Annotated in this window: 27 protein-coding genes and 1 pseudogene; 24 read left to right on the top strand and 4 right to left on the bottom strand. The window is 35.8% G+C overall.

Annotated features, from left to right (window positions below; translation table 11 throughout):
- Positions 1-55: 55 nt before the first annotated feature.
- The 8 genes and pseudogenes from CKV67_RS01935 to CKV67_RS14950 all read left to right on the top strand — a co-directional run bounded on the left by CKV67_RS01935 (position 56) and on the right by CKV67_RS14950 (position 6,910).
- A complete protein-coding gene (locus CKV67_RS01935; RefSeq protein ID WP_025279748.1) occupies positions 56-1,339 on the top strand; it encodes a cytosine permease in 1,284 nt (427 codons plus the stop codon).
- The gene (locus tag CKV67_RS01940; protein WP_014091897.1) at positions 1,340-2,440 is read left to right on the top strand and encodes an S-methyl thiohydantoin desulfurase family protein; all 1,101 of its coding nucleotides are present in this window, start codon (positions 1,340-1,342) and stop codon (positions 2,438-2,440) included.
- Complete coding sequence (locus tag CKV67_RS01945; RefSeq protein WP_014091898.1) at positions 2,433-3,983, top strand: hydantoinase/oxoprolinase N-terminal domain-containing protein; 1,551 nt, start codon at positions 2,433-2,435, stop codon at positions 3,981-3,983. The genes CKV67_RS01940 and CKV67_RS01945 overlap by 8 nt, the downstream gene beginning before the upstream one ends.
- 167 nt (positions 3,984-4,150) lie before the next feature.
- Entirely contained in the window at positions 4,151-4,435 is a 285-nt protein-coding gene (locus CKV67_RS01950; protein WP_014091899.1) for a DUF3130 domain-containing protein, read from the top strand.
- The gene (locus CKV67_RS01955; RefSeq protein WP_014091900.1) at positions 4,436-4,804 is read left to right on the top strand and encodes a hypothetical protein; all 369 of its coding nucleotides are present in this window, start codon (positions 4,436-4,438) and stop codon (positions 4,802-4,804) included.
- Positions 4,801-6,221 (top strand): annotated as a pseudogene (locus CKV67_RS01960) (T7SS effector LXG polymorphic toxin). Before CKV67_RS01955 ends, CKV67_RS01960 begins: the two are co-directional and overlap by 4 nt.
- Positions 6,222-6,231: 10 nt before the next feature.
- Positions 6,232-6,417 carry a DUF4926 domain-containing protein gene (locus tag CKV67_RS01965; protein ID WP_014091901.1) on the top strand — a complete coding sequence of 62 codons (186 nt, stop codon included), beginning with the start codon at positions 6,232-6,234 and terminating at the stop codon, positions 6,415-6,417.
- Positions 6,418-6,718: 301 nt separating this feature from the next.
- Positions 6,719-6,910 carry an isochorismatase family protein gene (locus CKV67_RS14950; RefSeq protein ID WP_077905824.1) on the top strand — a complete coding sequence of 64 codons (192 nt, stop codon included), beginning with the start codon at positions 6,719-6,721 and terminating at the stop codon, positions 6,908-6,910.
- A gap of 107 nt (positions 6,911-7,017) precedes the next feature.
- On the opposite strand, the gene CKV67_RS01975 is transcribed toward CKV67_RS14950, so the two are convergent.
- Positions 7,018-8,004: an HD domain-containing protein gene (locus CKV67_RS01975; protein WP_014091902.1), complete on the bottom strand. Its 987-nt coding sequence runs from the start codon at positions 8,002-8,004 to the stop codon at positions 7,018-7,020.
- A gap of 121 nt (positions 8,005-8,125) precedes the next feature.
- On the opposite strand from CKV67_RS01975, the gene CKV67_RS01980 reads away from it, so the two are divergent.
- From CKV67_RS01980 to CKV67_RS02000, 5 genes are all read left to right on the top strand, one after another.
- A complete protein-coding gene (locus CKV67_RS01980) occupies positions 8,126-8,689 on the top strand; it encodes a TetR/AcrR family transcriptional regulator (RefSeq protein WP_014091903.1) in 564 nt (187 codons plus the stop codon).
- A gap of 109 nt (positions 8,690-8,798) precedes the next feature.
- Positions 8,799-10,499 carry an oleate hydratase gene (locus tag CKV67_RS01985; RefSeq protein WP_014091904.1) on the top strand — a complete coding sequence of 567 codons (1,701 nt, stop codon included), beginning with the start codon at positions 8,799-8,801 and terminating at the stop codon, positions 10,497-10,499.
- Between the two features lie 244 nt (positions 10,500-10,743).
- Positions 10,744-11,136: a PH domain-containing protein gene (locus CKV67_RS01990; RefSeq protein WP_014091905.1), complete on the top strand. Its 393-nt coding sequence runs from the start codon at positions 10,744-10,746 to the stop codon at positions 11,134-11,136.
- 314 nt (positions 11,137-11,450) lie between these two features.
- Positions 11,451-12,554 carry a dual-specificity RNA methyltransferase RlmN gene (gene rlmN / locus CKV67_RS01995; protein WP_014091906.1) on the top strand — a complete coding sequence of 368 codons (1,104 nt, stop codon included), beginning with the start codon at positions 11,451-11,453 and terminating at the stop codon, positions 12,552-12,554.
- 88 nt (positions 12,555-12,642) lie between these two features.
- Positions 12,643-13,122 carry a GyrI-like domain-containing protein gene (locus CKV67_RS02000; protein WP_014091907.1) on the top strand — a complete coding sequence of 160 codons (480 nt, stop codon included), beginning with the start codon at positions 12,643-12,645 and terminating at the stop codon, positions 13,120-13,122.
- A gap of 108 nt (positions 13,123-13,230) precedes the next feature.
- Here the strand turns inward: CKV67_RS02000 and CKV67_RS02005 are convergent, their stop codons facing one another.
- Positions 13,231-13,626, bottom strand: coding sequence for a hypothetical protein (locus CKV67_RS02005; protein ID WP_014091908.1), 396 nt, complete (start codon positions 13,624-13,626; stop codon positions 13,231-13,233).
- Between the two features lie 247 nt (positions 13,627-13,873).
- Here CKV67_RS02005 and CKV67_RS02010 point away from each other — a divergent pair, with 247 nt between their 5' ends.
- The 10 genes from CKV67_RS02010 (at position 13,874) to CKV67_RS02055 (ending at position 20,513) form a co-directional block, all read left to right on the top strand.
- Positions 13,874-14,275, top strand: a complete 402-nt coding sequence (locus CKV67_RS02010) for a VanZ family protein (protein ID WP_231845379.1) — start codon at positions 13,874-13,876, stop codon at positions 14,273-14,275.
- A gap of 211 nt (positions 14,276-14,486) precedes the next feature.
- Positions 14,487-14,852, top strand: a complete 366-nt coding sequence (gene isdG / locus CKV67_RS02015) for a heme oxygenase IsdG (RefSeq protein ID WP_014091909.1) — start codon at positions 14,487-14,489, stop codon at positions 14,850-14,852.
- Positions 14,853-15,206: 354 nt separating this feature from the next.
- Entirely contained in the window at positions 15,207-15,509 is a 303-nt protein-coding gene (locus CKV67_RS14725) for a hypothetical protein (protein WP_231845380.1), read from the top strand.
- Positions 15,499-16,644, top strand: coding sequence for an RNA-directed DNA polymerase (locus CKV67_RS02020; protein ID WP_231923524.1), 1,146 nt, complete (start codon positions 15,499-15,501; stop codon positions 16,642-16,644). The genes CKV67_RS14725 and CKV67_RS02020 overlap by 11 nt, the downstream gene beginning before the upstream one ends.
- Positions 16,645-16,949: 305 nt before the next feature.
- On the top strand, positions 16,950-17,402 hold the full coding sequence (locus CKV67_RS02025) for a helix-turn-helix domain-containing protein (protein ID WP_014091911.1): 453 nt from the start codon (positions 16,950-16,952) through the stop codon (positions 17,400-17,402).
- Between the two features lie 39 nt (positions 17,403-17,441).
- Positions 17,442-18,122 (top strand): hypothetical protein, encoded by a 681-nt coding sequence (locus CKV67_RS02030; protein WP_014091912.1) that lies wholly within the window; start codon positions 17,442-17,444, stop codon positions 18,120-18,122.
- A 157-nt stretch (positions 18,123-18,279) separates the two neighbouring features.
- Positions 18,280-18,861 carry a nitroreductase family protein gene (locus CKV67_RS02035; RefSeq protein ID WP_014091913.1) on the top strand — a complete coding sequence of 194 codons (582 nt, stop codon included), beginning with the start codon at positions 18,280-18,282 and terminating at the stop codon, positions 18,859-18,861.
- Positions 18,862-18,919: 58 nt separating this feature from the next.
- Entirely contained in the window at positions 18,920-19,090 is a 171-nt protein-coding gene (gene rpmF / locus CKV67_RS02045) for a 50S ribosomal protein L32 (RefSeq protein ID WP_003745576.1), read from the top strand.
- A 345-nt stretch (positions 19,091-19,435) separates the two neighbouring features.
- On the top strand, positions 19,436-20,317 hold the full coding sequence (locus tag CKV67_RS02050) for an SDR family oxidoreductase (protein ID WP_025279749.1): 882 nt from the start codon (positions 19,436-19,438) through the stop codon (positions 20,315-20,317).
- Positions 20,318-20,339: 22 nt separating this feature from the next.
- Positions 20,340-20,513 carry a DUF2188 domain-containing protein gene (locus CKV67_RS02055; protein WP_014091915.1) on the top strand — a complete coding sequence of 58 codons (174 nt, stop codon included), beginning with the start codon at positions 20,340-20,342 and terminating at the stop codon, positions 20,511-20,513.
- Positions 20,514-20,716: 203 nt separating this feature from the next.
- On the opposite strand, the gene CKV67_RS02060 is transcribed toward CKV67_RS02055, so the two are convergent.
- A complete protein-coding gene (locus CKV67_RS02060; protein ID WP_025279750.1) occupies positions 20,717-21,082 on the bottom strand; it encodes a hypothetical protein in 366 nt (121 codons plus the stop codon).
- Positions 21,083-22,013: 931 nt separating this feature from the next.
- Here CKV67_RS02060 and CKV67_RS02070 point away from each other — a divergent pair.
- Positions 22,014-22,742, top strand: a complete 729-nt coding sequence (locus CKV67_RS02070; RefSeq protein WP_025279752.1) for an NUDIX domain-containing protein — start codon at positions 22,014-22,016, stop codon at positions 22,740-22,742.
- A 45-nt stretch (positions 22,743-22,787) separates the two neighbouring features.
- Here CKV67_RS02070 and CKV67_RS02075 read toward each other — a convergent pair whose 3' ends face one another.
- Positions 22,788-23,681 carry a LysR family transcriptional regulator gene (locus CKV67_RS02075; protein WP_014091918.1) on the bottom strand — a complete coding sequence of 298 codons (894 nt, stop codon included), beginning with the start codon at positions 23,679-23,681 and terminating at the stop codon, positions 22,788-22,790.
- Between the last annotated feature and the right edge of the window lie 18 nt (positions 23,682-23,699).

Below are 23,699 nucleotides of genomic sequence, written 5' to 3' on the forward strand. Positions count from 1 at the left end.
TTCTTATATAATTAGTCATTAATATAACTATTTCAATAAAAAGGGGCGAAATAACATGACAACGAAAAAAACAGAGCAACAAACACAATCTTGGCAAAGTTTGGCATTTGTATGGACAGGCGCAATGATTTGCGTACCGAGTCTCCTAGTTGGGGGAACACTTATTTCGGGTATGTCTCTTTGGGAAACGATTTTAATAGCACTTATAGGATACGGCGTTATTGTCTTATTTATGATATATCAAGGAATGCAAAGTAGTGACTTAGGAATTCCGGCAGTAAGCGTGGCATCTCAAGTTTTTGGGGAGCAAGGTTCTAAAAAAATTATTTCGATTATTTTAGCGATTGCGTGTCTTGGTTGGTTTGGGATTCAAGCCAACGTTTGCGGCGCAGCATTTTCCCAGTTTCTAGGTATTTATGGCATTAACTTACCAGTACCTGTTTCTTCCTTGATTTGGGGAATTATTATGCTACTTTCGGCAATTTATGGAATTCGGATTTTGAGCATTTTGAATTATATTGCCGTTCCGATTTTACTATTTGTTTGTATTTACGGGTTGATTGTTTCACTTAATGACGGCGGACTGGCGGTTGTTCAAAATTATAAGCCAGCTGGCAGTATGTCGTTTATGACGGGGCTGGCAATTACGATTGGTTCATTTGCATTAGGAGCAGTTATTGCGGGAGATTATTCGCAGTACACAAAATCGCGTAAAGATGTTGTGAAAGCAGCAATTGTTGGGATTTTGCCATCAGGTGTACTGATGATTGCTGTTGGGGCGATTCTTGCATTAACTGCAGGAACAGCAGATATTTCGGTTGTATTTACGAATCTAGGCTTGCCAGTACTTGGAATTATTGGTCTGATACTAGCAGCTTGGACAACAAATGCAGTTAATGCCTTTTCTGGCGGGATTGCGATTATCAACGTTTTTAATATCCCGGAAAAATATCATAAAGTAGCTGTTGCGGCAGCAGGTGGACTAGGAACTTTGCTAGCGGTAATTGGTATTCTTAATCATTTTGTTCCAATTATGTCCGTACTTTCGGCGATGGTTCCACCGGTTGCGGGAGTTATGATTGCATCGTACTGGATCGTTCAAAAAGGGGACAAATCGAAATGGGCACCTGTTTCGGGCGTCAACTGGCTTGGTGTAAGTGCTTGGTTAGTTGGTGCAGTAATTGCAGGAATTCCTGTCATCTTGACATTTTTCCCGTCGCTACCGCAATTACCAAACCAACCGTTAATTGGAATTATCTTGTCGCTCGCTGTTTATTTAATTGGAGCAAAAGTATTAAGTAGCAAAACGAACAATGTAGAAAATTTGGAGGGGAAATAAATGCGTTACTTAGATGAACAAGCGATTGAAAATATTTCGATTGGGGCTGCTTTTTTAGGAACTGGTGGCGGAGGAGATCCTTACATTGGCAAAATGATGGCACTCACTGCAATTAAAAAATATGGTCCAGTGAAACTTTTATCTCCAGAAGAAATTGCCGATGATGATTATTTCATTCCAGCAGCGATGATGGGTGCGCCTTCTGTTCTTATTGAAAAATTCCCTAAAGGCGACGAGTTTGTCCGCGTTTTTGAAAAGTTAGGAAAATATTTAGGCAAAGAAGTCAAAGGAACATTTCCAATGGAAGCAGGTGGAGTTAACTCGATGATTCCAATTGTTGTGGCGGCTCAACTAGGCTTGCCACTAATCGATTGTGATGGGATGGGACGCGCTTTTCCAGAACTGCAAATGGTAACTTTCCATTTAGACGGAATATCAGCAACACCAATGGCGATTACAGACGAAAAAGGTAATATTGGAATTATGGAAACGATTGATAACAAATGGACTGAACGGCTTGCACGAGTTACTACTGTTGAAATGGGCGCGAGTTCACTTGTAAGTTTGTACCCTTGTGACGGTGCACAAATTAAACAAAGTAGTATTAAACATATTGTGACACTTTCCGAAGAAATTGGTAAAGTTATCCGCGAAACTTCACTTGATGAAGCCGAAAAACTACAGAAACTTTTAAATGTAACGAAAGGCTATCATTTATTTGAAGGTAAGATTACCGATGTCGTTCGTGAAACGCGCGCCGGCTTTAACTTTGGTCGGGTAAGAATTGATGGGTTAAATAAAGATGCGGAAAACGAAGTCATCGTTCATTTTCAAAACGAAAATCTAGTAGCGGAGAAAAATGGAGAACCAATAGCGATTACCCCAGATTTAATTTGTATGGTGGATCTGGAAACACTAATGCCGGTCACAACCGAAGCCCTGAAATACGGCAAACGTGTCCGCGTGATGGCACTTCCAGCCGATGATGCTTGGCGGACAGAAAAAGGTATCGAAACAGTTGGACCACGCTATTTTGGTTATGATGTTGATTTTGAACCATTAGAAGAACTTGTTCAAAAGGAGGAGCGCCGCCATGTATAAAATTGGGATTGACGTTGGTGGTACAAACACAGATGCAGTTATTTTAGATGAAAATCAAAAACTCATTCATAGTGTCAAAATGCCAACAAGTGAAGATATTGAAACAGGAATTACCGAATCATTACACCGCGTTTTAAATGAAACAGGAATTGATCGCTCGAAAGTAACACATGCAATGCTTGGAACAACGCAATGTACCAATGCAATTGTCGAACGTAAAAAGTTGGCAAAAGTGGGCGTTCTTCGTTTAGGATATCCAGCGACAGCGTCCGTTTTACCTTACACAGCATGGCCAGAAGATATGGTGAGTTTTTTATCTGGAAAATACAAATTAACAGGCGGTGGCTACGAGTACGATGGTCAAGTGCTATCCGAAATTAACGAAATAGAAATTCGTGCCACTTTAACAGCGTGGAAAGGGATGGTTGAATCTGTTGCTGTCGTGGGTGTCTTCTCTTCTTTAAAAAATGACCAAGAATTAGCAGTTCAACAAATTATCGCAGAAGAACTAGGCGCAGATATCCCCGTTTCTATTTCATCGACAGTTGGTTCCGTGGGGCTAATTGAACGTGAAAATGCAACTATCTTAAATGCAGCTCTCTTCAAAGTTATTGCGGCAACTAGTAATGGTTTTGAGAAAGCACTCGAGCAAGAAGGAATTGAACATGCAGAAATCTATTTGTGCCAAAATGACGGAACATTGATGTCGCTGAATTATGCAAGACAATTCCCAATTTTAACAATCGCTTGTGGACCGACAAATAGTATCCGCGGCGCATCCTATTTAGCCGGATTGAAGGATGCGATGGTACTTGATGTTGGTGGTACAACTTCGGATATCGGAGTACTTACAGACGGTTTTCCTCGTGAGTCTTCACTGGCGGTTGATGTTGGCGGAGTAAGAACTAATTTTAGAATGCCAGATATTATTTCGATTGGTCTTGGCGGCGGTAGTATTGTTCGCGAAAATGATGGCGAAATCACAATTGGTCCAGATAGCGTCGGTTACCGGATTTCTGAAGAAGCACTCGTTTTTGGTGGAAAAACATTAACAACTACGGATATCGCCGTTCGTCTAGGAATGGCAGATATTGGTGACGCGAAATTAGTCGCACATATTCCAACCGATTTTGCTGAAAAAGCATATGAGAAAATCGCTCATATGACGGAAGACGCGATTGATAAAATGAAAACGAGCTCGAGTAACGTGAATCTTGTTTTAGTTGGTGGTGGAAGCGTGATTATCCCTGACGAAATCACAGGTGTAGCATCCATTTTCCGTGATAAAAACGGTCCAGTCGCAAATGCAATCGGTGCATCCATTTCACAAATCAGCGGACAATATGAGCAAATTTACATCTATTCGCAAATCGCACGCGAAGAAGCTTTGCAAGATGCAGAACAAAAAGCAAGAGAACAAGCAAGTCTTGCTGGAGCTGTTACAGACACGATTGAAGTCGTAGAAGTAGAAGAAATTCCACTTGCTTATCATCCAGGCAACGCTACAAGGTTACGAGTGAAAGTTGTCGGAAATTTGGTTTAAAAATAGCACTTCCAATTTAGAAAAGTAAATTGGAGGTGTTTTTTTGATACAAAAATACGAATAAAAAACTACTTTATTAGCGCGAATATTCACAAAATGCTCACAAATCCTTGACCGTAATAATGCTATACTAAAAACAGAAATATACACAGAAAGGAAGCGCTAAAATGAGTGAAATCAAAGTAAAAACAGCAACTTTCCAAAAACACGCCAACCAACTGGAAAGCGCCAGTAACGGGAACTATTTACCACTAAAAAATGGGAATATCGCTTATTCACGAGCCAATTCTATTAATCAACTTAGGTCCGCACTGATTGACTTAGTGGATGTCATGGAAGGTTTTCAACAAGTCGCAAAGCAAGATGCCGCCCGATTAGAAAAAATGGGAAAAGCTTATAACAAACAAGATAAAAGTGTCGCGAAGAAAATCAGTCAGCTGGAGGTACGCTAAATGGATGCGGCCCACAGCCAGATAGAACAACAACTACAACAAGTCAAAAAAGCCCAAACAAATATAGAAAATCACCTCGAACAAACGAGAAGAAAACAAAACGAACAAGACTGGTTAGAAGAAGACGTGACCAGATTCGAACAAGAAAAGTTAGCCTTACTGGAATCCTTGCTTACTGGCTGGCAAGGGGAAGAAGCGAGTGGTTTCCATCGTTACTTAGAAGAAAAGCAACACGAAGAATCCCAAGTATGGAAAAAAGACCTTCAGGCAAAAAGAACCGAATTAGACGCGGAATTACAAGAAAATAAAGCCCAACTCCACAATCTAGAAACAAAACAAGCCACCTTGCAAAAGGAGTGGAGAACATGAGCCGGATAGATATTGCCGAACTAAATGATTTTCTCCACGGTTTGCGCAGTAGCAATGCAGCAGCCAAAGAAATGGTCGAAAAAATTAAGGAAGCAACTACGGAATATGCCCAAGACAACAGCCTAAAAGGGGAAGCAGTCACCACATCGAAACGCTATTTTTCCAGTACCTACTCAAGCATCACCAAAAGCATACTCGAAGCACTCGACGAAACCGAAGAACGCCTAGCCCAATACATCCGCGAGTTTGGTGCCCAAGTAGATAGTTCACCTTCAGCTCGGATCGATGCAGAAGTCTTACAAGAAGCAATGGAGAAAGTTGGCGAGCTACAACGAAAAGAAGAAGACTTACACCGACAATTAACCGCGCCCAACACCAAACCAGACATGCAACAAGTCTATGTCGTGAAATCAAGAAGTGTCCATACGCAATTACTCAAGGCAATAGAAACGAGAACATTCTAGAAAGATACTTGGATTTCGAACAAAGTCATAGCCAATTTTTCAGTGCCTTGGCTGAACTCATTCACGCGACCGGACGAGCCGTGCAAGAATTGCTACATAATGTGACCTTTAACGATAAAACAGGCAATTACTCAATACCAACTAACACAATGAATAATTTACAATTAATGAAAAAAGCCTTAGATACAGCACGAACAGAAAATGACAAAGATTCCTATCTAGATGGGTTGGAGGATTACAGCTTGTTAGCGTATACTTATGTTAATGACCAAGGCAAAACCGTCACGATGTGGTTGCTTGAAAAAGACGGAAAACGGGCAAGAAACAAGGAATTACAAGACTACCTCGAAGAACATGGCGAGGAACTAAACCCAATCCTGTACACGGAACTTTCCGGCGAAGAACTCGAACGCAAAGTAAACGATGCCTGGAAAGATGGCGTAAACTACTTAAACGGCCAAAAAGTATCCGGAGCTAATGCAGGGATATTAAAAACTTCCGCCTATGTCGCGAGCATGAAAGACGCAATGGATGATGCCGGCTTAATGGATATGACATTAAGTTTAGGATTTGGGATTGCGGCAGCGAGGAATAAAGTCATCATACCTAAGAAAGCCAGTGGGACTGGAAATACTAAGCTGACGCAAGAAAGTATTAATTCTAAATTAGATGGCTACCTTTTAAACAAAGAACACCCCGTTGGAGGATCAAAAGCCAGTTGGTTTGAAAAAGCACTTGGCTTTAATAAAAATAATAGCCAGCAATTAAATAGCCAAATTATCTTTGATAAATCAAAAGCTGTTCAAACGGCAGTAACAGAGTATGGAACAAAATATAGTCAGATTATTCCAATCAAAGGTGTTAATGGAAAGATTATTGATGTAGAGTTTGTGTGGATAAAAAATAATGATGGGATTGTTAGATTAGTTACATCAATTCCGACTAAAAAGTAGGTGAATATGTATGTTTAAAGAATATGATATTGTATATAGCTCTGTAGACTTAAATGAAAAAGTTATCACAGGAACTAAAGGTGTAATCTTGATGATATTAGATTCAGAAAATGAAATCTATGAAGTTGAGTTTGTAAACAAAAATAATGAAACAATTGAAGTTACAGAAGTTAAAGGAACGCAATTAAAAAAATAAAAAAGGCACTTTATCACATGACTGGTAATCAAGTGATAAAGCCTTGACTAGTAAGGTCTAAACTCACTAATCAAGTTGCCAATAGCTAACAAAGAGTTGCTCGTATATAATGTATAAACATTCAAAGAACTTTTCCAGTATCTTTAAAAGGTTATATGCAAGTTAACGACTTTATAGGCTTTTCTATTAACAATTTAAAAGTCACTGATCTTGCTGTGTCGTCGCGCTCTATTTAAAAATAATTAGTAAGAATGAAGCTTTTACCTCAATAGTCAAAACCTTAATATAAACCGCAAGACAAATCGGTGAAGAAGTAATTTTTGTTCGCCATGATGATGGAATAGGGCAAGAACTAACAAAAGGTAATGCAGGATTGGAAATATATCATGAGTTTGAACCAAAAACAGATGAAGAAATATTTGATAAGACAGTGATAAGTGCTTTTAAAGAATCCCGCTTGTTAGAATACATTGTTTCAAAAGGTGGAAAATAACTGATAATAGCTATAAATTATGTGGACAAACAGATATGCAAATGTACCCCATTAAAAGAAACACTTTCTTTAATGAAAAAATATCACTCCAAAAAGAAATCAGTCCATTAGATTGATTTCTTTTTTTTAGATATTACTTTCAGATAAATACCAGATGCACTTTTTTTGGCTGCGAGTTGATTCATTTCGCGGACCTTTTTAGAAATATCTCCAACTGGAATAAGCAAGCCATCCACCCAAACCGATGGATTAATTAGTCGCGCTTTTTTCTTTTGATGAAACGTGTAATCCAAATCATTCTCTTCGAAGCAAACCTCACTCGAAAGCAACTGGATTTTCTCGTTAACTTCGGGATTTTGCTTCAATTTAGCAAGCAACTTACCATCCGTTAATTGAAAATCCGCTACTGTTATTGTTTTCTGCTGCAAAGCTATGCGAAGTGCGTCAGCCAGAACCTCATGGGCATACACATTCCGCGGATCGTAAAAATAATCAATTACTTCCGCATAATATTGCTTTACAAACCATTCCGCGATAGTTACATCCGTTAAATAAACGTGTCCATTTATAATAACTAAGCTTTCCAAAAAACACTCCACTTCTGCCAAACTAATTTTCCCATGGCGATAACAATCAAGCAATGTATAATCAATCCGATCCGCACAAAGTTCAGGGGCATCTTGCTCTAAAATAGTCCATTTCGAAATATCTGCTAAAATTTCTTCATAAGAAAAACCATATTTTCCCAAAATGCTTGGAATAGTCGAGTTTTTAACAAATTCTTCAAAAATTTGTTCATGATAATCTTCTTTTTCTAGTTCAAGTGCGTAGTCAGCAGCATGAGAAAAGGCAGTATGTGATACATCATGAAGTAAACCTGCGATCTGTTCCTCTAAAGAACCACCAAAACGCCGAATAAAAAGCATCACACCAATCGAATGCTCTAATCTCGTAACGTTCCAAAACGGGTTTACTAGATAGCTAGCACCGCCTTGATGTATTTCCCCAAGCCTAGCGACAGAAGGACTTGAAATTAATTCTTCCAGCACACTTTCAATCTCAAAAGTTCCGTAAAGTTCATTCGTAATTTTCATGTTCGCACCTCCCTTTCAAGTATAACGTAAGAATGAAATCTTTTCACGTTTTCCCTAGCCATAGCCATTCGAAATAGTATACAATAAACCCAAACCAACAAACCAGGAGGCGACAACGGCCATGGCGGAATCACTAATCACCAAAAATGCAATTGCAAGTGGATTAATGGAATTATGCCAAAATAAACGCTTCGAAAAAATTAGTATTACCGATATAACCAATATTTGTGGGCTAAATAGGCAAACTTTTTATTACCATTTTACCGATAAATACGATTTACTAAGATGGACCTATGAAAATGACGTTTTTCACTGCTTGGCGGATGGAATAACGCTGGAAAACTGGGATAATCATGTACTAAAAATGCTGGAATCGATGAAATTAAATGCCAATTTTTATAAAAATACAGTTTCCGCAGATGCGAGTATTCTCACGCGTTCATTCTCTAAGTTGACTTGTTCATTGTTTATGGATTTATTTGAAAAACTGGATACGAATGCAACTGTAAAGATGAGTGACCGGATCTTTTATGCGGAGTTTTTTTCGTATGGGTGTTCAGGGGTGTTAGTTACTTGGATTTCGCGAGGGTTAAAAGAAGCGCCGGAAACAATTGCGAATCAGTTTTTCCGTCTAGCAAAAGATACTGAATTTTTAGCGAGTAGAATGTATCAAGAAGAAAACTAGACAATATAGCTGATTTGTCTAAAAGTCCGACAGAAAGACTATTTTGCTCAGATTAAAAATGCGAGAGGAGCGGTATACTATCTCTATCAAGAAATTGGAGGAGATAGTGATGAAAAATAAAAAACGTACAGTAGTCGCTCTAACTGGAGCTGCAATTGGAGCTTCAGTCGTTGCAAAGAAAATTTCTGAACAAAAGGCTGTTGAAAAAGAACGCTTAGTGGATGAAGCGATTCAAGCGCGCTATTATGGTGATAAACAAGTATATTTCGTTGGTGGTGGGATTGCTAGTCTGGCGGGCGCGGTTTATTTAATTCGAGATGCTAATTTTGATGGGAAAAATATTCATATTATTGAAGGCATGCATATTCTAGGCGGAAGTAATGACGGAGCAGGTAGCGTAGATAAGGGCTTTGTCTGTCGCGGCGGACGGATGCTTAATGAAGAAACATACGAAAATTTTTGGGATTTATTTAGTAGCATTCCTTCGCTTGATATGCCGAATTTCAGTGTTACAGAAGAAATTTTGAACTTTGACCACTTACATCCAACCCATGCGCAAGCGAGACTGGTTGATAAAGACCGTAATATTTTGGATGCGCATTCGATGGGGTTTAATAATAATGACCGGATGTTAATGACTAAACTCCTTGCTACTCCAGAAGAAAAGTTGGATCACTTAACGATTCGTGATTGGTTTGACGAACACTTTTTTGAAACGAATTTTTGGTATATGTGGCAAACCACTTTTGCTTTCCAAAAATGGAGCAGTTTGTTTGAGTTTAGACGTTATATGAACCGGATGATGTTAGAATTTAGTCGGATTGATACGCTGGAAGGTGTTACTAGAACGCCGCTAAACCAATATGAAAGCTTAATTTTACCATTGAAAACATTTTTAGATAAACATCATGTTGATTTCACGATTAATCAAACGGTAGAAGATATTGATTTTAAAGATGCACCCGGAATTACGGCTACTGCGCTTCATTTATCGGATGGTACAGTGATTAATCTAGGACCAGATGATGATGTGATTATGACAAATGCTTGTATGACTGATAGTGCCACACTTGGGGATATGAATACGCCAGCACCAAAACCAGAAGAAAAACCGATTTCTGGAGAGTTGTGGTATAAAGTTGCACAAAAGAAACCGAATCTTGGAAATCCAGAACCATTCTTCGGCCATGAAGAAGAAACGAATTGGCAAAGCTTCACAGTCACTTGTAATGGCGATAAATTACTAAACCGAATCGAACGCTTCACAGGAAATATTCCCGGAAGTGGTGCACTAATGACATTCAAAGATTCGAATTGGCTTATGAGTACTGTTGTTGCGGCTCAACCACATTTTAAAGCGCAAGATGCGAATACTACTATTTTCTGGGGATATGGACTGTATCCTGATCGGGTTGGCGATTTCGTGAAGAAACCAATGAAAGAATGTACAGGAGAAGAAATTTTATATGAATTGATATGCCACTTGAATTGGCAAGATGATTGGGAAGAAATTAAAGCGGATATTGTTAATGTGATTCCTTGTTATATGCCTTACATCGATGCTCAATTTGAACCACGTGCAATGAGTGATCGTCCGGCTGTTGTTCCAGAAGGCAGTACCAATTTTGCGATGATTAGTCAATTTGTAGAAATTCCACAAGATATGGTATTTACAGAAGAATATTCCGTTCGTGCAGCTAGAATTGCCGTGTATACATTACTTGATATTGATAAAAAAATCTGCCCTGTTACACCGCACAACCGTAACCCAAAAGTTTTAGCAAAAGCAACCCAAACCATGTTTAGATAATATAGTTACGTTTAGACAACAAAAACAGAAGTTCTCATTATTTAACATGTGGGAACTTCTGTTTTTTTGCGCTAGAATATTGTGCTGGAACGGAAAGGGGCATAGATTAAGCTGAATTTATATGATATAATGAGAATTGTCTAAAAAGGGTGTCACTATGTAGTTTTCGCTTTTTTCTTATTTATTAGAATTTTGATTTAGTGAGGATTGTAATAGAAAAATATATCAAAAAAGGATGAGTTTAATGTTTGATAAGTTAATGGGAAAAGCTTCTGTTGTTACCGAATCTTCATATGGAATTGAGCGGTTTTTAGATGAAGATGAAAAGGTTATTCGAGTTTTTAAATTTGTAAGAGATGAATTAATTATTACATCCAAAGGAATTTTTAATGTAGATGCACAAGGTCTAACAGGGAAGAAAGTGGAATATAAATTTTTCCCCTTGAAGGCATTGAAGTATGTTTCTATCGAGACAGCTGGCACATTGGATCGAGATTTCGACTTAAAAATTGGTGTTGATGGCAATACAGTGGTGGCACAAAACACTTCTTTCTCTGCACCGCTAACATTAAAAGTACATAAAAATGAAACGGAAATGGGAATGGACCTTTTTAAAGTAATTAAAGGAATGCTGTAATTTTTAAGATTTTGTATCTGATTTTCAGCTAGTAATCATAAAAAAATCGTCTTTTAACTTTATTAGTTAGAAGGCGATTTTTTTAAAACAAGTACAATTATCTCCTTCATTAATACTCTGTACATTGAAAAGGAATCGTTTTATTGAATAGATGATTGTGCACGAATTTTTAAATTTGTCACAGAAATTAGGCTTTAACTATTTAAGGTGAACAAAAAATGAAACAAGCTATTTCCGAAATAGCATTGCTTGTGAACGACAAAACAGCTATAATCTTTATAGACGAAAAACAAGACCTGAAAAGAGGCTGAACAATGGAAAAGAGCTCCATTTATGGATTAACATGGACAAAATTAACGGAATGGTTAGAAGCGCACGGCCAAAAGAAGTTCCGCGCGACACAAGTATGGGACTGGCTTTATAGAAAACGCGTTAAAACTTTTGAAGAAATGACGAATGTTCCAAAAGAGACAATTGAGCTATTAATGGCAAATTTTGTCATGAACACTTTAGAAGAGCAAGTGGTACAAGAATCGACTGATGGTACAACGAAATATTTATTTAAACTTAGTGACGGTAATTTAATCGAAACAGTTATGATGAAACAAGAATATGGCTTGTCTGTTTGTGTAACGACCCAAGTTGGCTGTAATATTGGCTGTACTTTTTGCGCAAGTGGACTACTGAAGAAAAGTCGTGATTTAACTGCTGGAGAAATTGTTGAGCAGATTATGAACGTGCAACATTATTTAGATGGTCGCCAGTTGGAAGAGCGCGTGAGTCATGTGGTTGTTATGGGGATTGGTGAACCATTCGATAACTATGATAACGTGATGGATTTCTTACGAGTGATTAATCATGATAAAGGACTCGCAATTGGTGCAAGACATATCACTGTATCAACAAGTGGTCTCGCTCCAAGAATTATTGATTTTGCAAATGAAGATTTTCAAGTTAATTTAGCGATTTCACTTCATGCGCCGAATAACGAACTTCGGACGAGCATTATGCGCATTAACAAAACCTATTCAATTGAAAAACTCATGGAAGCTATTCACTACTATGTTGAAAAAACGAACCGTCGTATCACCTTTGAATATATTATGCTAAAAGGTGTCAATGATCATAAAAAAGAAGCGCTTGAATTAGCCGCACTTCTTGGAGAGCACCGTCATCTGGCATATGTCAACTTGATTCCGTATAACCCGGTGGATGAGCATATTGATTATGAACGAAGCACCAAAGAAGATGTCCTTGCTTTTTATGACACTTTAAAGAAAAACGGTATTAATTGCGTGATTCGTCGTGAACATGGAACAGATATTGATGCAGCATGCGGACAACTTCGCAGTAAACAAATTAAACGCGTTGGTATACGTGAACGAATGAAACAAAAACAAGCAGCCACGGAAGAATAATAGTTGAACTATCCAGTTTCCGTTTGGAGATTGGGTAGTTTTTGTTTATACTAAAGGTACCTAAAGCAATTGAAGGAGGACAAAAATCATGGAAGTAGAAATTGTCGAACGAAATGCTTTTACAGCTATTGGAAAAAAACGAACTTTTTCGGTTGAAAATGATGCACAAAAAGAAAAAATCAGCCAATTTTGGCAAGAAGCAAACGCAAATGGCGACGCAGAACGAATCAACGAATTAGCTGAATTCGCTACAATTGACGGTATTTTAGGCGTCTGCCAAAGGAACGGCGACAAAATGGACTATTATATCGCGATTGAATCCGAACTCACTCCACCAGAAGATATGGAAAAACTAACCATCCCAGCAAGCAAATGGGCCATCTTCAAATCAGTTGGCCCACTACCAAGCTCCATTCAAAAAGTGTGGGGATACATTTACAGCCAATGGTTCCAAGCATGCAACTACACGCATGGAAACGCTCCAGAATTAGAAGTATATACAGAAGGCGATACGACTGCCACTGATTATTATTCCGAAGTTTGGATTCCAGTGGTTGAAAAAGACTAGTAATTTAATTTCTAGAACTATCTTAAAAAGAAGCAAAAATCAGAAAACTGATTTTTGCTTCTTTTTTTGTTATGATACTATATTATAATTTAACGCTAAAAATTAATTTTAGTTATTGTAAAACACACTAATATCTCCCTTATATTCTTTTGTGGTGTTAGGTAGAGATGCTGCTCTTAAATAAAAACGATGAGTTCCAGAGTTGAGTGACTTTATTGAAGAACAAGTATCTCTTTTATAAGCATAATTCCAAGAAGACTTATCTTCACCTGATACCCAGACCAATCCAGATTTTCTTTGCAAATAAATATTTATTTTGCTCTTTTGAGCCCATTGTTTAGGAGTAGTGGTCACGTAATTACCATTCCCTTTAGACGAATTGAATGACTTAGAATAAACTCCTCTATAAAAAGAATATGATGAACTAAATGATCCTGCTGCAAACGCTGTAATTGGGAGTAATAGAACTGAAGTTAAAAGAATACTAAAAGCTAGCTTTTTCATGATGAATTCCCCATTTTTTTTGTATTTTTGTATGTTAATATAGTATCATAAGCAATATAATATAAAAAGAGAAATGGAGCCATACTTACATGACTACTATACCTACTTCATTACCTATAACTCTAATAATTATCTGTTTTTATGAGTTTGTTTATTTATTAAAATTTTTATAAAAAAATCAAAATTCAATAAGAAAAAGTCTTTTGTTGATATTGTTTTTGTTGCATACCTAGCTATACTGACTGAAGTGGTTTTGTTACCACTTAATATAATAACTTTAAGCGAATTGAAAGAAGCATTTCCTTTAGAAGCTTATTTACAATTAATCCCATTTAAGACGGTTATTTTCTATATTAATAATATTATTAATATACATATAATGATTCAATTTTTCGGTAACTTATTTTTATTAGTGCCTCTTGCAGTTTATATGAATCTAAATAGAAGTATATCAATTTCAAATAATCTGATGCTTGTTTTATGTATATCGTTGTTTATTGAAGTAATTCAGGGAATACTAAATCTAGTTACTCAGTATCCAAATAATGTTTCTGATATTGACGACATAATTTTAAACATCGTTGGATATACGTGTACTTTATTAGTAATGCCCTGGTTTAAAAAAGAATATCAATCATTTTTAAAGTAATGAAATCTGGAGGACCAGTATTAAAATTTGTGATTTCAGGAATTTAAAGATATTCAAACCAAAGAACAAATTTCCTTAATTGTGAAATTTGTTCTTTTTAAATTCCACTCCGAACCCATTCCCTAAAATTGACATTGAGAATCATTATCAATATAATGGAAGAAACTAGCCTATTATACATACAATACAATTATCCAAGGGGGATTTAAGAATGATTATTGTAACTAATACGATTAAGGTAGAAAAAGGTGCAGCCGAGCATGTTATCCGTCAATTTACTGGTGAAAATGGAGATGGGCACCCAACAAAAGATATCGCTGAAGTAGAAGGTTTTCTAGGTTTTGAACTTTGGCACGGCAAACCAGAAGACAAAGATTACGAAGAAGTAGTTGTCACAAGTAAGTGGGAAAGCGAAGAAGCGCAACGCAATTGGGTGAAAAGTGATTCCTTCAAAAAAGCACATGGTAGAACAAAAGATTCCAGAGCACAAAGAGAAGATCGTAAAGGCATCGTCGGAAATGAGATTGCTCGATATGAAGTGGCTCATGTGCAAAATCCTATGATTATAGAAAAATAAGAAATTTATAAACAAGTCGTTTAGTAGACGGCTTGTTTTTTGTGGATTATTATGACAAAATTAGAATGTAATAGTTTCAAAAGTATTAATGCTAATTTTAAATTTCGATGGATTATTTCCATATGCTATAATGAAATTAATATTAGCTCGTAAATGTTTTCTCGTTGGAAATAAATTATTTGTTAAATTTAGAATAATAGACTGTTAGACTGATATAGATATAAAATTTATCATTGTTCTATTCAAACATAATTTAAACAGTTGAAGATAGAGTTGAGTGGGGAAAGTAAGGATGAAAAATAAAAAAAGATAAATATTTTATCAATGGATAATAACCAAGCACGAGAATTCTTCATGAAACCTTCTAGCTATTTTAGTCAAAATTTACCCAAATATTTTAACTTGTTTTATTTGCTTGAGAGTGCCAATTCAATACTTGGAAAAGACCAGTTAGATTTTAAGACACATCTGTCGGAAGGGAAAAAGAAATATTCGCAATTTTCAAATGTTAATTTTTTAACAGAAGAAGAAAAAAAGAGGATAAAAAAAGAACTAGCTTTAAACTTTTGGAAATCAATTGAGCAAGAAACCATTAAGTATAGTTTAGGATATAACTATTTGCTTAAGCTTGATATAAGTGATTTTTATGGGAGATAAGTGTGATAAAAAATTTCAATGGATGAACTACGGTGAGACAGTGGGAATACCTCAAGGGAATGTAATTTCAGATTTAATGTCCGAATTATTATTAGCTTACATTGATTATGAGCTTATAAAAAAGATTGATGGTGAAATTGATTTTAAAATTTTGCGTTATCGAGATGATTATCGCATTTTTACCAAACGTCTAGAAGATTCTACATCAATTAATCGTGAGCTAGTCATACTGCTGCAGAGATTTAAGCTAAACCTTGGGGTATCAAAAACATCTCAAATTACTGATATAATTAGTGGTGGCTTAAAAGAAGATAAAATGTATTGGATTGAACATGATCCAGTAATAAAACTTACTGCAGATAAATTTTATCGCTTACCTAAAGATTTAATGAAGAAATCACTAGAAGAATATAAAGGCAGAAAATTTAATGTGGCTACATTTAATAGATTTTTTAAGAAATATTTTCATAATAGGACTTATCAAGCAACCTTACAAAAACATTTATTAATTATTAAAGTGTTTTCAGATTTGTATCCAAATAGTGGACAATTAATAGCAGCACTTTATGAGTTTGAAGAACGCTTATTAGGCATGAATTACAAAGATTTTAAAAATATAGGGACAGAGGTTGAAGTATTAATAGCAATTTTGGTAGACATTATTAAGAAGAATCCAAAGATAACTGAAATTGGTGTAAAACTTCTATCTACGCTATTAAAAAAAATCAAGTTTGAAGCATTTGAAATGAAATATCTAGAAAGTAAAACTGAAAATGAAATTAAAAATGATTTTGAGATTAAATTTGCTTATATTAATTCGGTTAATGAAAGGCTTTCTCACAGTAGTTATAACGATTATTTAGAGATTTGGATGCAACGTGTAGTGGTTAAGAACTTAAATGAAGATACAAAACTAAGTAATGTCTACATAGAGCAAAGTAAAAATAGGCTTGTGCAACTTTGTAATTCAGTCATAGGTGATAAAGAAACAAAACAGATTTTTAATGAGGAATGGCTAAAAGCCGAATATAAACTAGATTTAAGTAAATTTATTGATTCGGATGAAATTAGAAAATTAGCTGATGTTATATCTAGTGATGAAATTTATTTGGCAGAATACAGTCTAATGACTTAATTTAGACAGTATTATTTAACAGTTTTCAAGTAGTCAATAAGATAAATACAAATAAGTAGATATATTCAAAAAGTAATAAATAAGAGATGCTATGTGCCTTGAAAAATGTTCTTATTTTAATATTTAAGCATACACAAAGATGTTTAAGACATCTTTAGCCAAATAAATCTATTTAAACATTAAAACCATCAGAAAAACTATTATTTTGAAGAATAATGATGCAAATATATTTGTCATTCGGTTTTGCAAGAAATACTTGCTTTAGATTTTACTGGAATATGAGAAAATGAAACAAAGGAGGACATATGGAAAGTTTTGGTACAAAATTAAAAGAACTTCGAGAAAACCGAGATTTTACTCAAACGCAAATTGCAGAGAAGCTTCATGTTACAAGACAATCGGTATCTAATTGGGAAAATGATAAGAATTATCCAGATGTAATGTCTTTAATTGCTTTAAGTAATTTATATGAGGTGTCGTTGGATAGTTTGTTAAAATCTGAAAAGGAGGTTGTTAAAGCAATGAAACAAGAATTAGACTCCTATACTGGTGTTGATATGACAAAATTAATTATTTTCTCTATCTTGGCTTTTATTATTCCGATAGTAGGTATTATTTTTGTTGTCCTTTTACTAACTCCGCCAAAAAATGCTGTATATTATAAGCTATCTAAATCAATAGGTTACATAGCTTTAGGTGTACAAATTGTTTTTATTATTGTATTAACAGCTGGTATCCTTGCCTCTTTTGCCAATTAAGAAAAAATTCCACAATCTTAACTAGAGGAGCAGATGGAAATGGGAATAAAGAAAAAAATAACAGTTTTACTTATTATTGTATTACTAACAATACCTGTGAACATGCCGCAAATAGTATATGCAACTTCTGGAAAAACTAAGGACGAGAACCAAGTAACAAAACAAACTGTGATAAAGATTTTTGAAAGTCAATCTAACTCTAAAGATATGGGAACAAGAATAACTGCGAACCAAAATCTGAAAACTTTTAACGCTTTAAGTGATGAAAAAAAGAAAGAATTTGTTGAAATAATAAATAACCCAGATAAATTAAATAAAAAGATGACGGTTGAAGTAGAGAACAGTTCACTTGTAAATACTGTAACAGCAGCTAAAACAACTAGAAAAAACGTTGGGAAAAACTTCAACTATAAACTTTTAGGCGTTAATATGTATGGTCTACATTTAGATGTTTCTTATCAAGTGAGCGGTGGGAAAGTTAGTAAAACAACAGGATCTTCTGCGTATTGTACATATAGTTACAATCCACTTGTGAAAATTAATTTTATCACTAAAACAAATTATGTTTCTCAAGATAAGCAAGCATATGCTCGTGCCAAATTTCGTTATGCGGTTGGTCCATTTAAAGGAATGTCAGCGCAAATTTGCGTAAGAGCAGTTTCTGTTGCTGGGAACGGAAAAGGAGAATTAAGTTATTGGAATGATTGGAGAGAAGGATGATTCTTTTAACTTAATTCTTATAGAAAATAATATAATACCTGAGCTTCAGTGACATTGCTGAAGCTTTTTATTTTGAAAGCCCCTTTACTAGCAACTCACCAATCAATCATGCTATAATCCTCTAAATGATAACCTTTATCATTTAAGGGGGGTGGAAATGATAAAAAATACAATTATGGAACGTCGGAGCATAAAAAAAGCGAATGATACGCCAATTTCAAGGGAAACAATCGACACTATTTTAGAACAAGCGGCATATGCGCCTTTTCATAGTAAAGTAGAACCTTGGAATGTATATGTCCTGCATACACTCGAGGAAAAAGAACGTTACATTGAAAAAATAATTGCCTTCAATGCGCGCGAACAAGGCGTAGAGTTTTCCGAAGCGGAGAAAGTAGAATTAAAAGCTGGCTATGCGAAAAAAATTATTACACCACCATATTTATTAATCGTGACAACGAACATTATTGGTCATGGTAAGAAAGATTTTGAATCAATCGGAGCGACAAGTGCCTTTATTCAAAATATGCAATTACTTGGATGGGAAGCTGGTATTGGTATGATTTGGCGTACAAACAGATTTATTTTTGATGCCAAGTTTGCAACAGATTTAGGTATTCCTTCCGAGCAAAAAATCATCGGAACGCTGCATTTAACGACATTAGCAGAAATCCCCGAACCAAAACCACGTCGACCTTTAAATGAATGGGTGCAAGATTTAGCTGATTTGGAATATTGATGTTTCGTGGGTTTAGCGTTACAATAGTACAAGTGTAACAATTAAGGAGGCGAGCAAGATGGCAGTTCCAGCTAGACGTACGTCCAAAGCGAAGAAAAACAAGCGTCGTACGCATAAAGGCCTAACAGCACCAGGTTTGAGTCGCGATAGTGAAACAGGAGAATACCGGATGTCACACCGTATTTCCCCAGATGGTACTTATAACGGTCGTACAATTATCGAAAAATAATAAATAGTTAGATGGAGAGAAGACGAATTTTTGTCTTCTTTTTTGTTGTATTAAATTTGGTTAACGGATATTTCACGATGGATACAAAACGTTTGCGATTAAGTATTTTATGTTTTGCTACGAAAGACTAGGGAATTTACATTGTAATTAATAATTATTACACTACTGATTTAAAAAAAGAGGTGGATCAACAAAATGGGAAATAAGAAAATCAAAAGAAAATTAGGTAATAATATCTGGTGGATAATTATTTTGGCAATTGCATTTATTTTCGTAGCATATTTGGTGATGGGATATGTAGCACGAATTTAACTTAAAAAAACTAACTAATAGGAGGAAATATAAATGAAAAACGAAAATCCATTAAACAAATATTATTCAGGGGAATTTGAAAAGCAATTACAATCATATCCAGGATTACAAAGCGAAATGACACCTGTGCCAGATACTGGAGAAAATACGTACCAAGGCGCAAATAAATTAGTTGGTAAAAAAGCTTTTGTCACAGGAGGAGACTCTGGGATTGGACGAGCTGCTGTTATTGCTTATGCAAGAGAGGGTGCGGATGTAGCGATTAATTATCATCCAGATGAAGAAGTGGACGCACAAGAAGTCAAACAAATAGTTGAAAGTGCAGGGCGTAAATGTATTCTACTACCAGGAGATTTGCGAGATGAAACTTTTGCAAAAGAAGTAGTAAAAACAGCTTTTAAAGAGCTTGGTGGCTTAGATATTCTCGTACTTAATGCTGGCATGCAACAATATGAGCTAGATATTCAAAAATTATCTTCTACTCAATTGCGTGATACATTTGAGGTGAATGTTTTTTCCGTTGTTTTTGCGATTCAAGAAGCACTGAACTACTTAGGAGCAGGGGCAAGTATTATTTTAACTAGTTCTATTCAAGGTGTTAAACCAAGTGCACACTTAGTCGATTATGCGATGACAAAAAGTTGCTTGATTTCAATTACTAAAAGTCTAGCAGAGCAATTAGGTGATAAAGGTATTCGTATCAATGCTGTAGCCCCCGGACCAATTTGGACTGCTCTTCAAATTTCTGGAGGACAGCCGCAAGATAGCCTCCCTGACTTTGGTCAAGATCAGCCACTACAACGTGCAGGACAACCAGCAGAATTAGCAAGTGTCTATGTATTACTTGCGTCGGATGAAGCTAGCTATATTACTGGCCAAGTTTATGGTATTACAGGTGGCGCCCCAATTAATTAAGAAGAAATGGAGCTGAAGGACTATGCCTTGGACAAATGATAATTATCCAGATTCATGGAAAAATTTAAAGAAAGCAGAACGAGAAAAAGCCATTGAGATTGGAAATGCCTTACTAAAAGACGGATATCCTGAGAGCCGTGCGATCCCAATCGCTACTTCGAAAGCAGAAGAATGGTATAAAAATCATCAGAAATAAATATATCTGTTAATAAAAAGGCTGGGACAAAAGAGCCTTTAGAATGGAAAAAGCAAGAATCTTGTCTATCCCATTTTTGAAATGGTTCTATACAATGATTCTTGCTTTTCTATTTTTTGATTTTTATGGCTGAATTTTAGTCTCGCCCCAGCCTCTTTTCAATGATTGTTATTGAAAAGCTTACCAGTGAATACCAGAAGTTGCTATTGCTGCTGCTGAGGTTGTTCCATAGCTTCTGATGCAATGTAGTATTCACCATCTTCTTTATACAAAATAGTTCTAGGATAAGCGTCCCCCTTTTTTGCTTTATAAAGTTCCGTTCCTTCACTTAAATAATTCGAAGTGAAATTTTCATCTGGTATTCGATAATGGCGAATTCTATGCTCTACTTCACCAATTTTCTCTAAAGCATCCTCTTTCTTTGCTGGTTGATACGTCACTATATATAAAACATCCTCAACTTGCATCATTTCCACAAGGTTGTCTCTAAATAGTAACCACTTTACCCCGAATACTAATGCACAAAGAATTATTACTGACAATATTAATATTAACCATTTTTTATTCATTCCATTAACTCTCTTTTCCTTTTATTTATTACGGCTTTTGATATATGTACTAGAAGCAGTACTTGTATATTTTGTTGTTGATTCAGTGTATATTCCAGCACTATTATATTTCTTCACTGTTCATTTTGTCGCATCCACATTGCCATATATTGCAGGTCTTGTCCACTTTTTCGGATTCGTCTTAATAATATGTCCATTTGATCCAGCTTTCGAGACAGACATACTAAATTTACCATATACAATACTCACGCTAACAGACATATTATACTGATAATTTTTCCATCCAGGGTGCCAAGTTATAAATCCTTTTGAGACCTTTCTTGTTGTCGATACTTTCGTCCATTTTTCATACCCTAGGCTAGCACTTTTTACAAGTGGTCGTCCTTAATTATTGGGGGGATTTTGATCTTTAACAATAAATTCAGCTGCGGGGACATGTGCAATCGGAGTTATTACAAAAAATTCGACAAGCACTGGCACCATCAATTTCTTTAAAAAATCTTTTTCATAAATACATTTCTCTCCCTGTATGTAAAATCTAGTTTTCAAAATAAGTGTATCATAAAAAATAAATGTATAACCAAGAATGTAATGAGATGTCCGATTCTTGTCATGAACGACTAAAAAAAGTGTTTTCTTCCTATTTTTAGGATACAATTTGTAATTTTCAATCATATTAAAAAGAGGAGAAACGGAGCCTGAAATACTGCTAGCTAGACTAATTTTGGAGGTAATCTTATTTTAAGTACTCTTTTACTTAGGAATTTTTCTAACAGTTTGATACCATAAGATTTCTCTTGTCGCATTGCTTATAACAGACATAATAACAAATCACTTACAGATGCTTGGTATGTTTTTTGCATTTTAAGTGGTTGGTAATTGTGGTACTATATTATTAGATAATTAACAGCTAAAGGAGGTAAATATTGAGATGACAGAAGAATTTGTAAAAGAAGAAGATGCGTTAAAAAACTATAGTGCCAAAGGATTTTGGACACCAGACGGTTATACGAGCGATATGGTTTTAACAACGATTAAAGAATTGAATCAGATACCAACATTACATATTTTATTAATTAAACGAGCGGCTACGAATGCAGAAGGTAAACCGAATATCGAAGGTGGGAAATGGGCTGTTCCAGGTGGATTTGTTGAAGAAAATGAGTCGGCTGATCAAGCAGCAAAACGGGAATTGGAAGAAGAAACGGGTTTAACTAACATTCCACTCACTGCTTTTGGTGTATTTGATAAGCCAGGAAGGGATCCGCGAGGCTGGATTATTTCACGGTGTTTTTACGCGATTGTTCCATCAGAAGCTTTAGAAAAACGTGTGGCCGGGGATGATGCGGCGGATATTGGTCTTTTTCCGATGACCGAAGCACTAGAACTCCCACTTGCTTTTGATCATTTAGAAATATTGAAAAAAGCATTTAATGCGATTACAGAAGAATTTTTATTAACTACAGCGATTCGCGACTTTTTGCCGGAAACATTCTCAGCAGAGTTGCTTTATGAAACGTTAAATGGTTGCACAAAACCGGGTGTTTTACCGGATGAAGTTGAATTTATTGGAAATATGGAGTATCTACCATATTTGGAAAAGGTTGGCGAACACTATAGGTTTAATGCGGACGCAGAAGCAGATAATATTTACTTTTAATGAAAAAAGGAGCAAAATCTCGAATTTAGATTTTGTTCCTTTTTTCTATAAGAAATTTTTCTTGCCATAGCGCAAGGAAAAATCTTTGAAAGCCTTGGAAGTAGGTGATATATAGTGGTTTTTCAGACTTGCTAGATAGATGAAACGATCGTGTTTAGGCTCATTGATAGATAAAACTTTGACGTTATAATGTGCCAGCGAAGAAATTTTTGGCATAATGGAAATACCGTAATCAATGCTTACAAGGCCAACCATCGCCGTATCTTCTTCCACATAGCAAGCAATTTTTGGTTGAATATTTATTTCTTCAAAAAGCGAATTAATCAAAGGCCTAAGCCCACTCGTATCAGAAAAGAATATATAGGAATAATCAGCGGTATCTTTCAAATCAATCGAGTCATATTGCGCCAGTGGGTGATTTTCAGCGACAACAATCACAAGTTCTTGCTTGGTTAATGGTAAAAATTCAATATCGGGTTCATTTTCGACGTAGGAGCAAATGGCTAGGTCGAATTTTTCGTTTTTTAAGTCAGGAATAATCGATTTAGTTGCTCCTTGATAAAAGGAAAATGTAATATCTTTATGTGCTTCTGATTTCGTAAAATTTTGAACTAATTCTGGAACAGTATGCGCACCCATCGTGTAAATAAAGCCTAAATCAATATTCCCGTGAGAAGGGCTCGTTAATTCGTGCAGTAATTTTTCCCCTTTTTCCAGTTCTGCAAGGGATTTTTCTACATAAGTTAAATAAAAGCGACCATATTTAGTTAAACGAATATTGCGACCTTGTTTTTCAAATAAATAAACACCGAGTTCGCGCTCTAACTCAGCAATGGAGTGGCTTAGGCTAGGCTGCGTAATAGATAGTTCAGCAGCAGCAATAGTATAGTGTTCTTTTTCGGCTAGTTTTTTAAAGTAATATAATTGACGCAAATTCATCTGTTTAACCTCCTCGGA

Source organism: Listeria ivanovii subsp. ivanovii (assembly GCF_900187025.1).
Classification (GTDB): domain Bacteria; phylum Bacillota; class Bacilli; order Lactobacillales; family Listeriaceae; genus Listeria; species Listeria ivanovii.

What these genes read in the sequence shown, in the direction of transcription:
- CKV67_RS01935 (WP_025279748.1), top strand. Translation starts at nt 56, where the DNA reads ATGACAACGAAAAAAACAGAGCAACAAACACAATCTTGGCAAAGTTTG.
- CKV67_RS01940 (WP_014091897.1), top strand. Translation starts at nt 1,340, where the DNA reads ATGCGTTACTTAGATGAACAAGCGATTGAAAATATTTCGATTGGGGCT.
- CKV67_RS01945 (WP_014091898.1), top strand. Translation starts at nt 2,433, where the DNA reads ATGTATAAAATTGGGATTGACGTTGGTGGTACAAACACAGATGCAGTT.
- CKV67_RS01950 (WP_014091899.1), top strand. Translation starts at nt 4,151, where the DNA reads ATGAGTGAAATCAAAGTAAAAACAGCAACTTTCCAAAAACACGCCAAC.
- CKV67_RS01955 (WP_014091900.1), top strand. Translation starts at nt 4,436, where the DNA reads ATGGATGCGGCCCACAGCCAGATAGAACAACAACTACAACAAGTCAAA.
- CKV67_RS01965 (WP_014091901.1), top strand. Translation starts at nt 6,232, where the DNA reads ATGTTTAAAGAATATGATATTGTATATAGCTCTGTAGACTTAAATGAA.
- CKV67_RS01975 (WP_014091902.1), bottom strand. Translation starts at nt 8,004, where the DNA reads ATGAAAATTACGAATGAACTTTACGGAACTTTTGAGATTGAAAGTGTG.
- CKV67_RS01980 (WP_014091903.1), top strand. Translation starts at nt 8,126, where the DNA reads ATGGCGGAATCACTAATCACCAAAAATGCAATTGCAAGTGGATTAATG.
- CKV67_RS01985 (WP_014091904.1), top strand. Translation starts at nt 8,799, where the DNA reads ATGAAAAATAAAAAACGTACAGTAGTCGCTCTAACTGGAGCTGCAATT.
- CKV67_RS01990 (WP_014091905.1), top strand. Translation starts at nt 10,744, where the DNA reads ATGTTTGATAAGTTAATGGGAAAAGCTTCTGTTGTTACCGAATCTTCA.
- rlmN (WP_014091906.1), top strand. Translation starts at nt 11,451, where the DNA reads ATGGAAAAGAGCTCCATTTATGGATTAACATGGACAAAATTAACGGAA.
- CKV67_RS02000 (WP_014091907.1), top strand. Translation starts at nt 12,643, where the DNA reads ATGGAAGTAGAAATTGTCGAACGAAATGCTTTTACAGCTATTGGAAAA.
- CKV67_RS02005 (WP_014091908.1), bottom strand. Translation starts at nt 13,626, where the DNA reads ATGAAAAAGCTAGCTTTTAGTATTCTTTTAACTTCAGTTCTATTACTC.
- isdG (WP_014091909.1), top strand. Translation starts at nt 14,487, where the DNA reads ATGATTATTGTAACTAATACGATTAAGGTAGAAAAAGGTGCAGCCGAG.
- CKV67_RS14725 (WP_231845380.1), top strand. Translation starts at nt 15,207, where the DNA reads ATGAAACCTTCTAGCTATTTTAGTCAAAATTTACCCAAATATTTTAAC.
- CKV67_RS02020 (WP_231923524.1), top strand. Translation starts at nt 15,499, where the DNA reads ATGGGAGATAAGTGTGATAAAAAATTTCAATGGATGAACTACGGTGAG.
- CKV67_RS02025 (WP_014091911.1), top strand. Translation starts at nt 16,950, where the DNA reads ATGGAAAGTTTTGGTACAAAATTAAAAGAACTTCGAGAAAACCGAGAT.
- CKV67_RS02030 (WP_014091912.1), top strand. Translation starts at nt 17,442, where the DNA reads ATGGGAATAAAGAAAAAAATAACAGTTTTACTTATTATTGTATTACTA.
- CKV67_RS02035 (WP_014091913.1), top strand. Translation starts at nt 18,280, where the DNA reads ATGATAAAAAATACAATTATGGAACGTCGGAGCATAAAAAAAGCGAAT.
- rpmF (WP_003745576.1), top strand. Translation starts at nt 18,920, where the DNA reads ATGGCAGTTCCAGCTAGACGTACGTCCAAAGCGAAGAAAAACAAGCGT.
- CKV67_RS02050 (WP_025279749.1), top strand. Translation starts at nt 19,436, where the DNA reads ATGAAAAACGAAAATCCATTAAACAAATATTATTCAGGGGAATTTGAA.
- CKV67_RS02055 (WP_014091915.1), top strand. Translation starts at nt 20,340, where the DNA reads ATGCCTTGGACAAATGATAATTATCCAGATTCATGGAAAAATTTAAAG.
- CKV67_RS02060 (WP_025279750.1), bottom strand. Translation starts at nt 21,082, where the DNA reads ATGAATAAAAAATGGTTAATATTAATATTGTCAGTAATAATTCTTTGT.
- CKV67_RS02070 (WP_025279752.1), top strand. Translation starts at nt 22,014, where the DNA reads ATGACAGAAGAATTTGTAAAAGAAGAAGATGCGTTAAAAAACTATAGT.
- CKV67_RS02075 (WP_014091918.1), bottom strand. Translation starts at nt 23,681, where the DNA reads ATGAATTTGCGTCAATTATATTACTTTAAAAAACTAGCCGAAAAAGAA.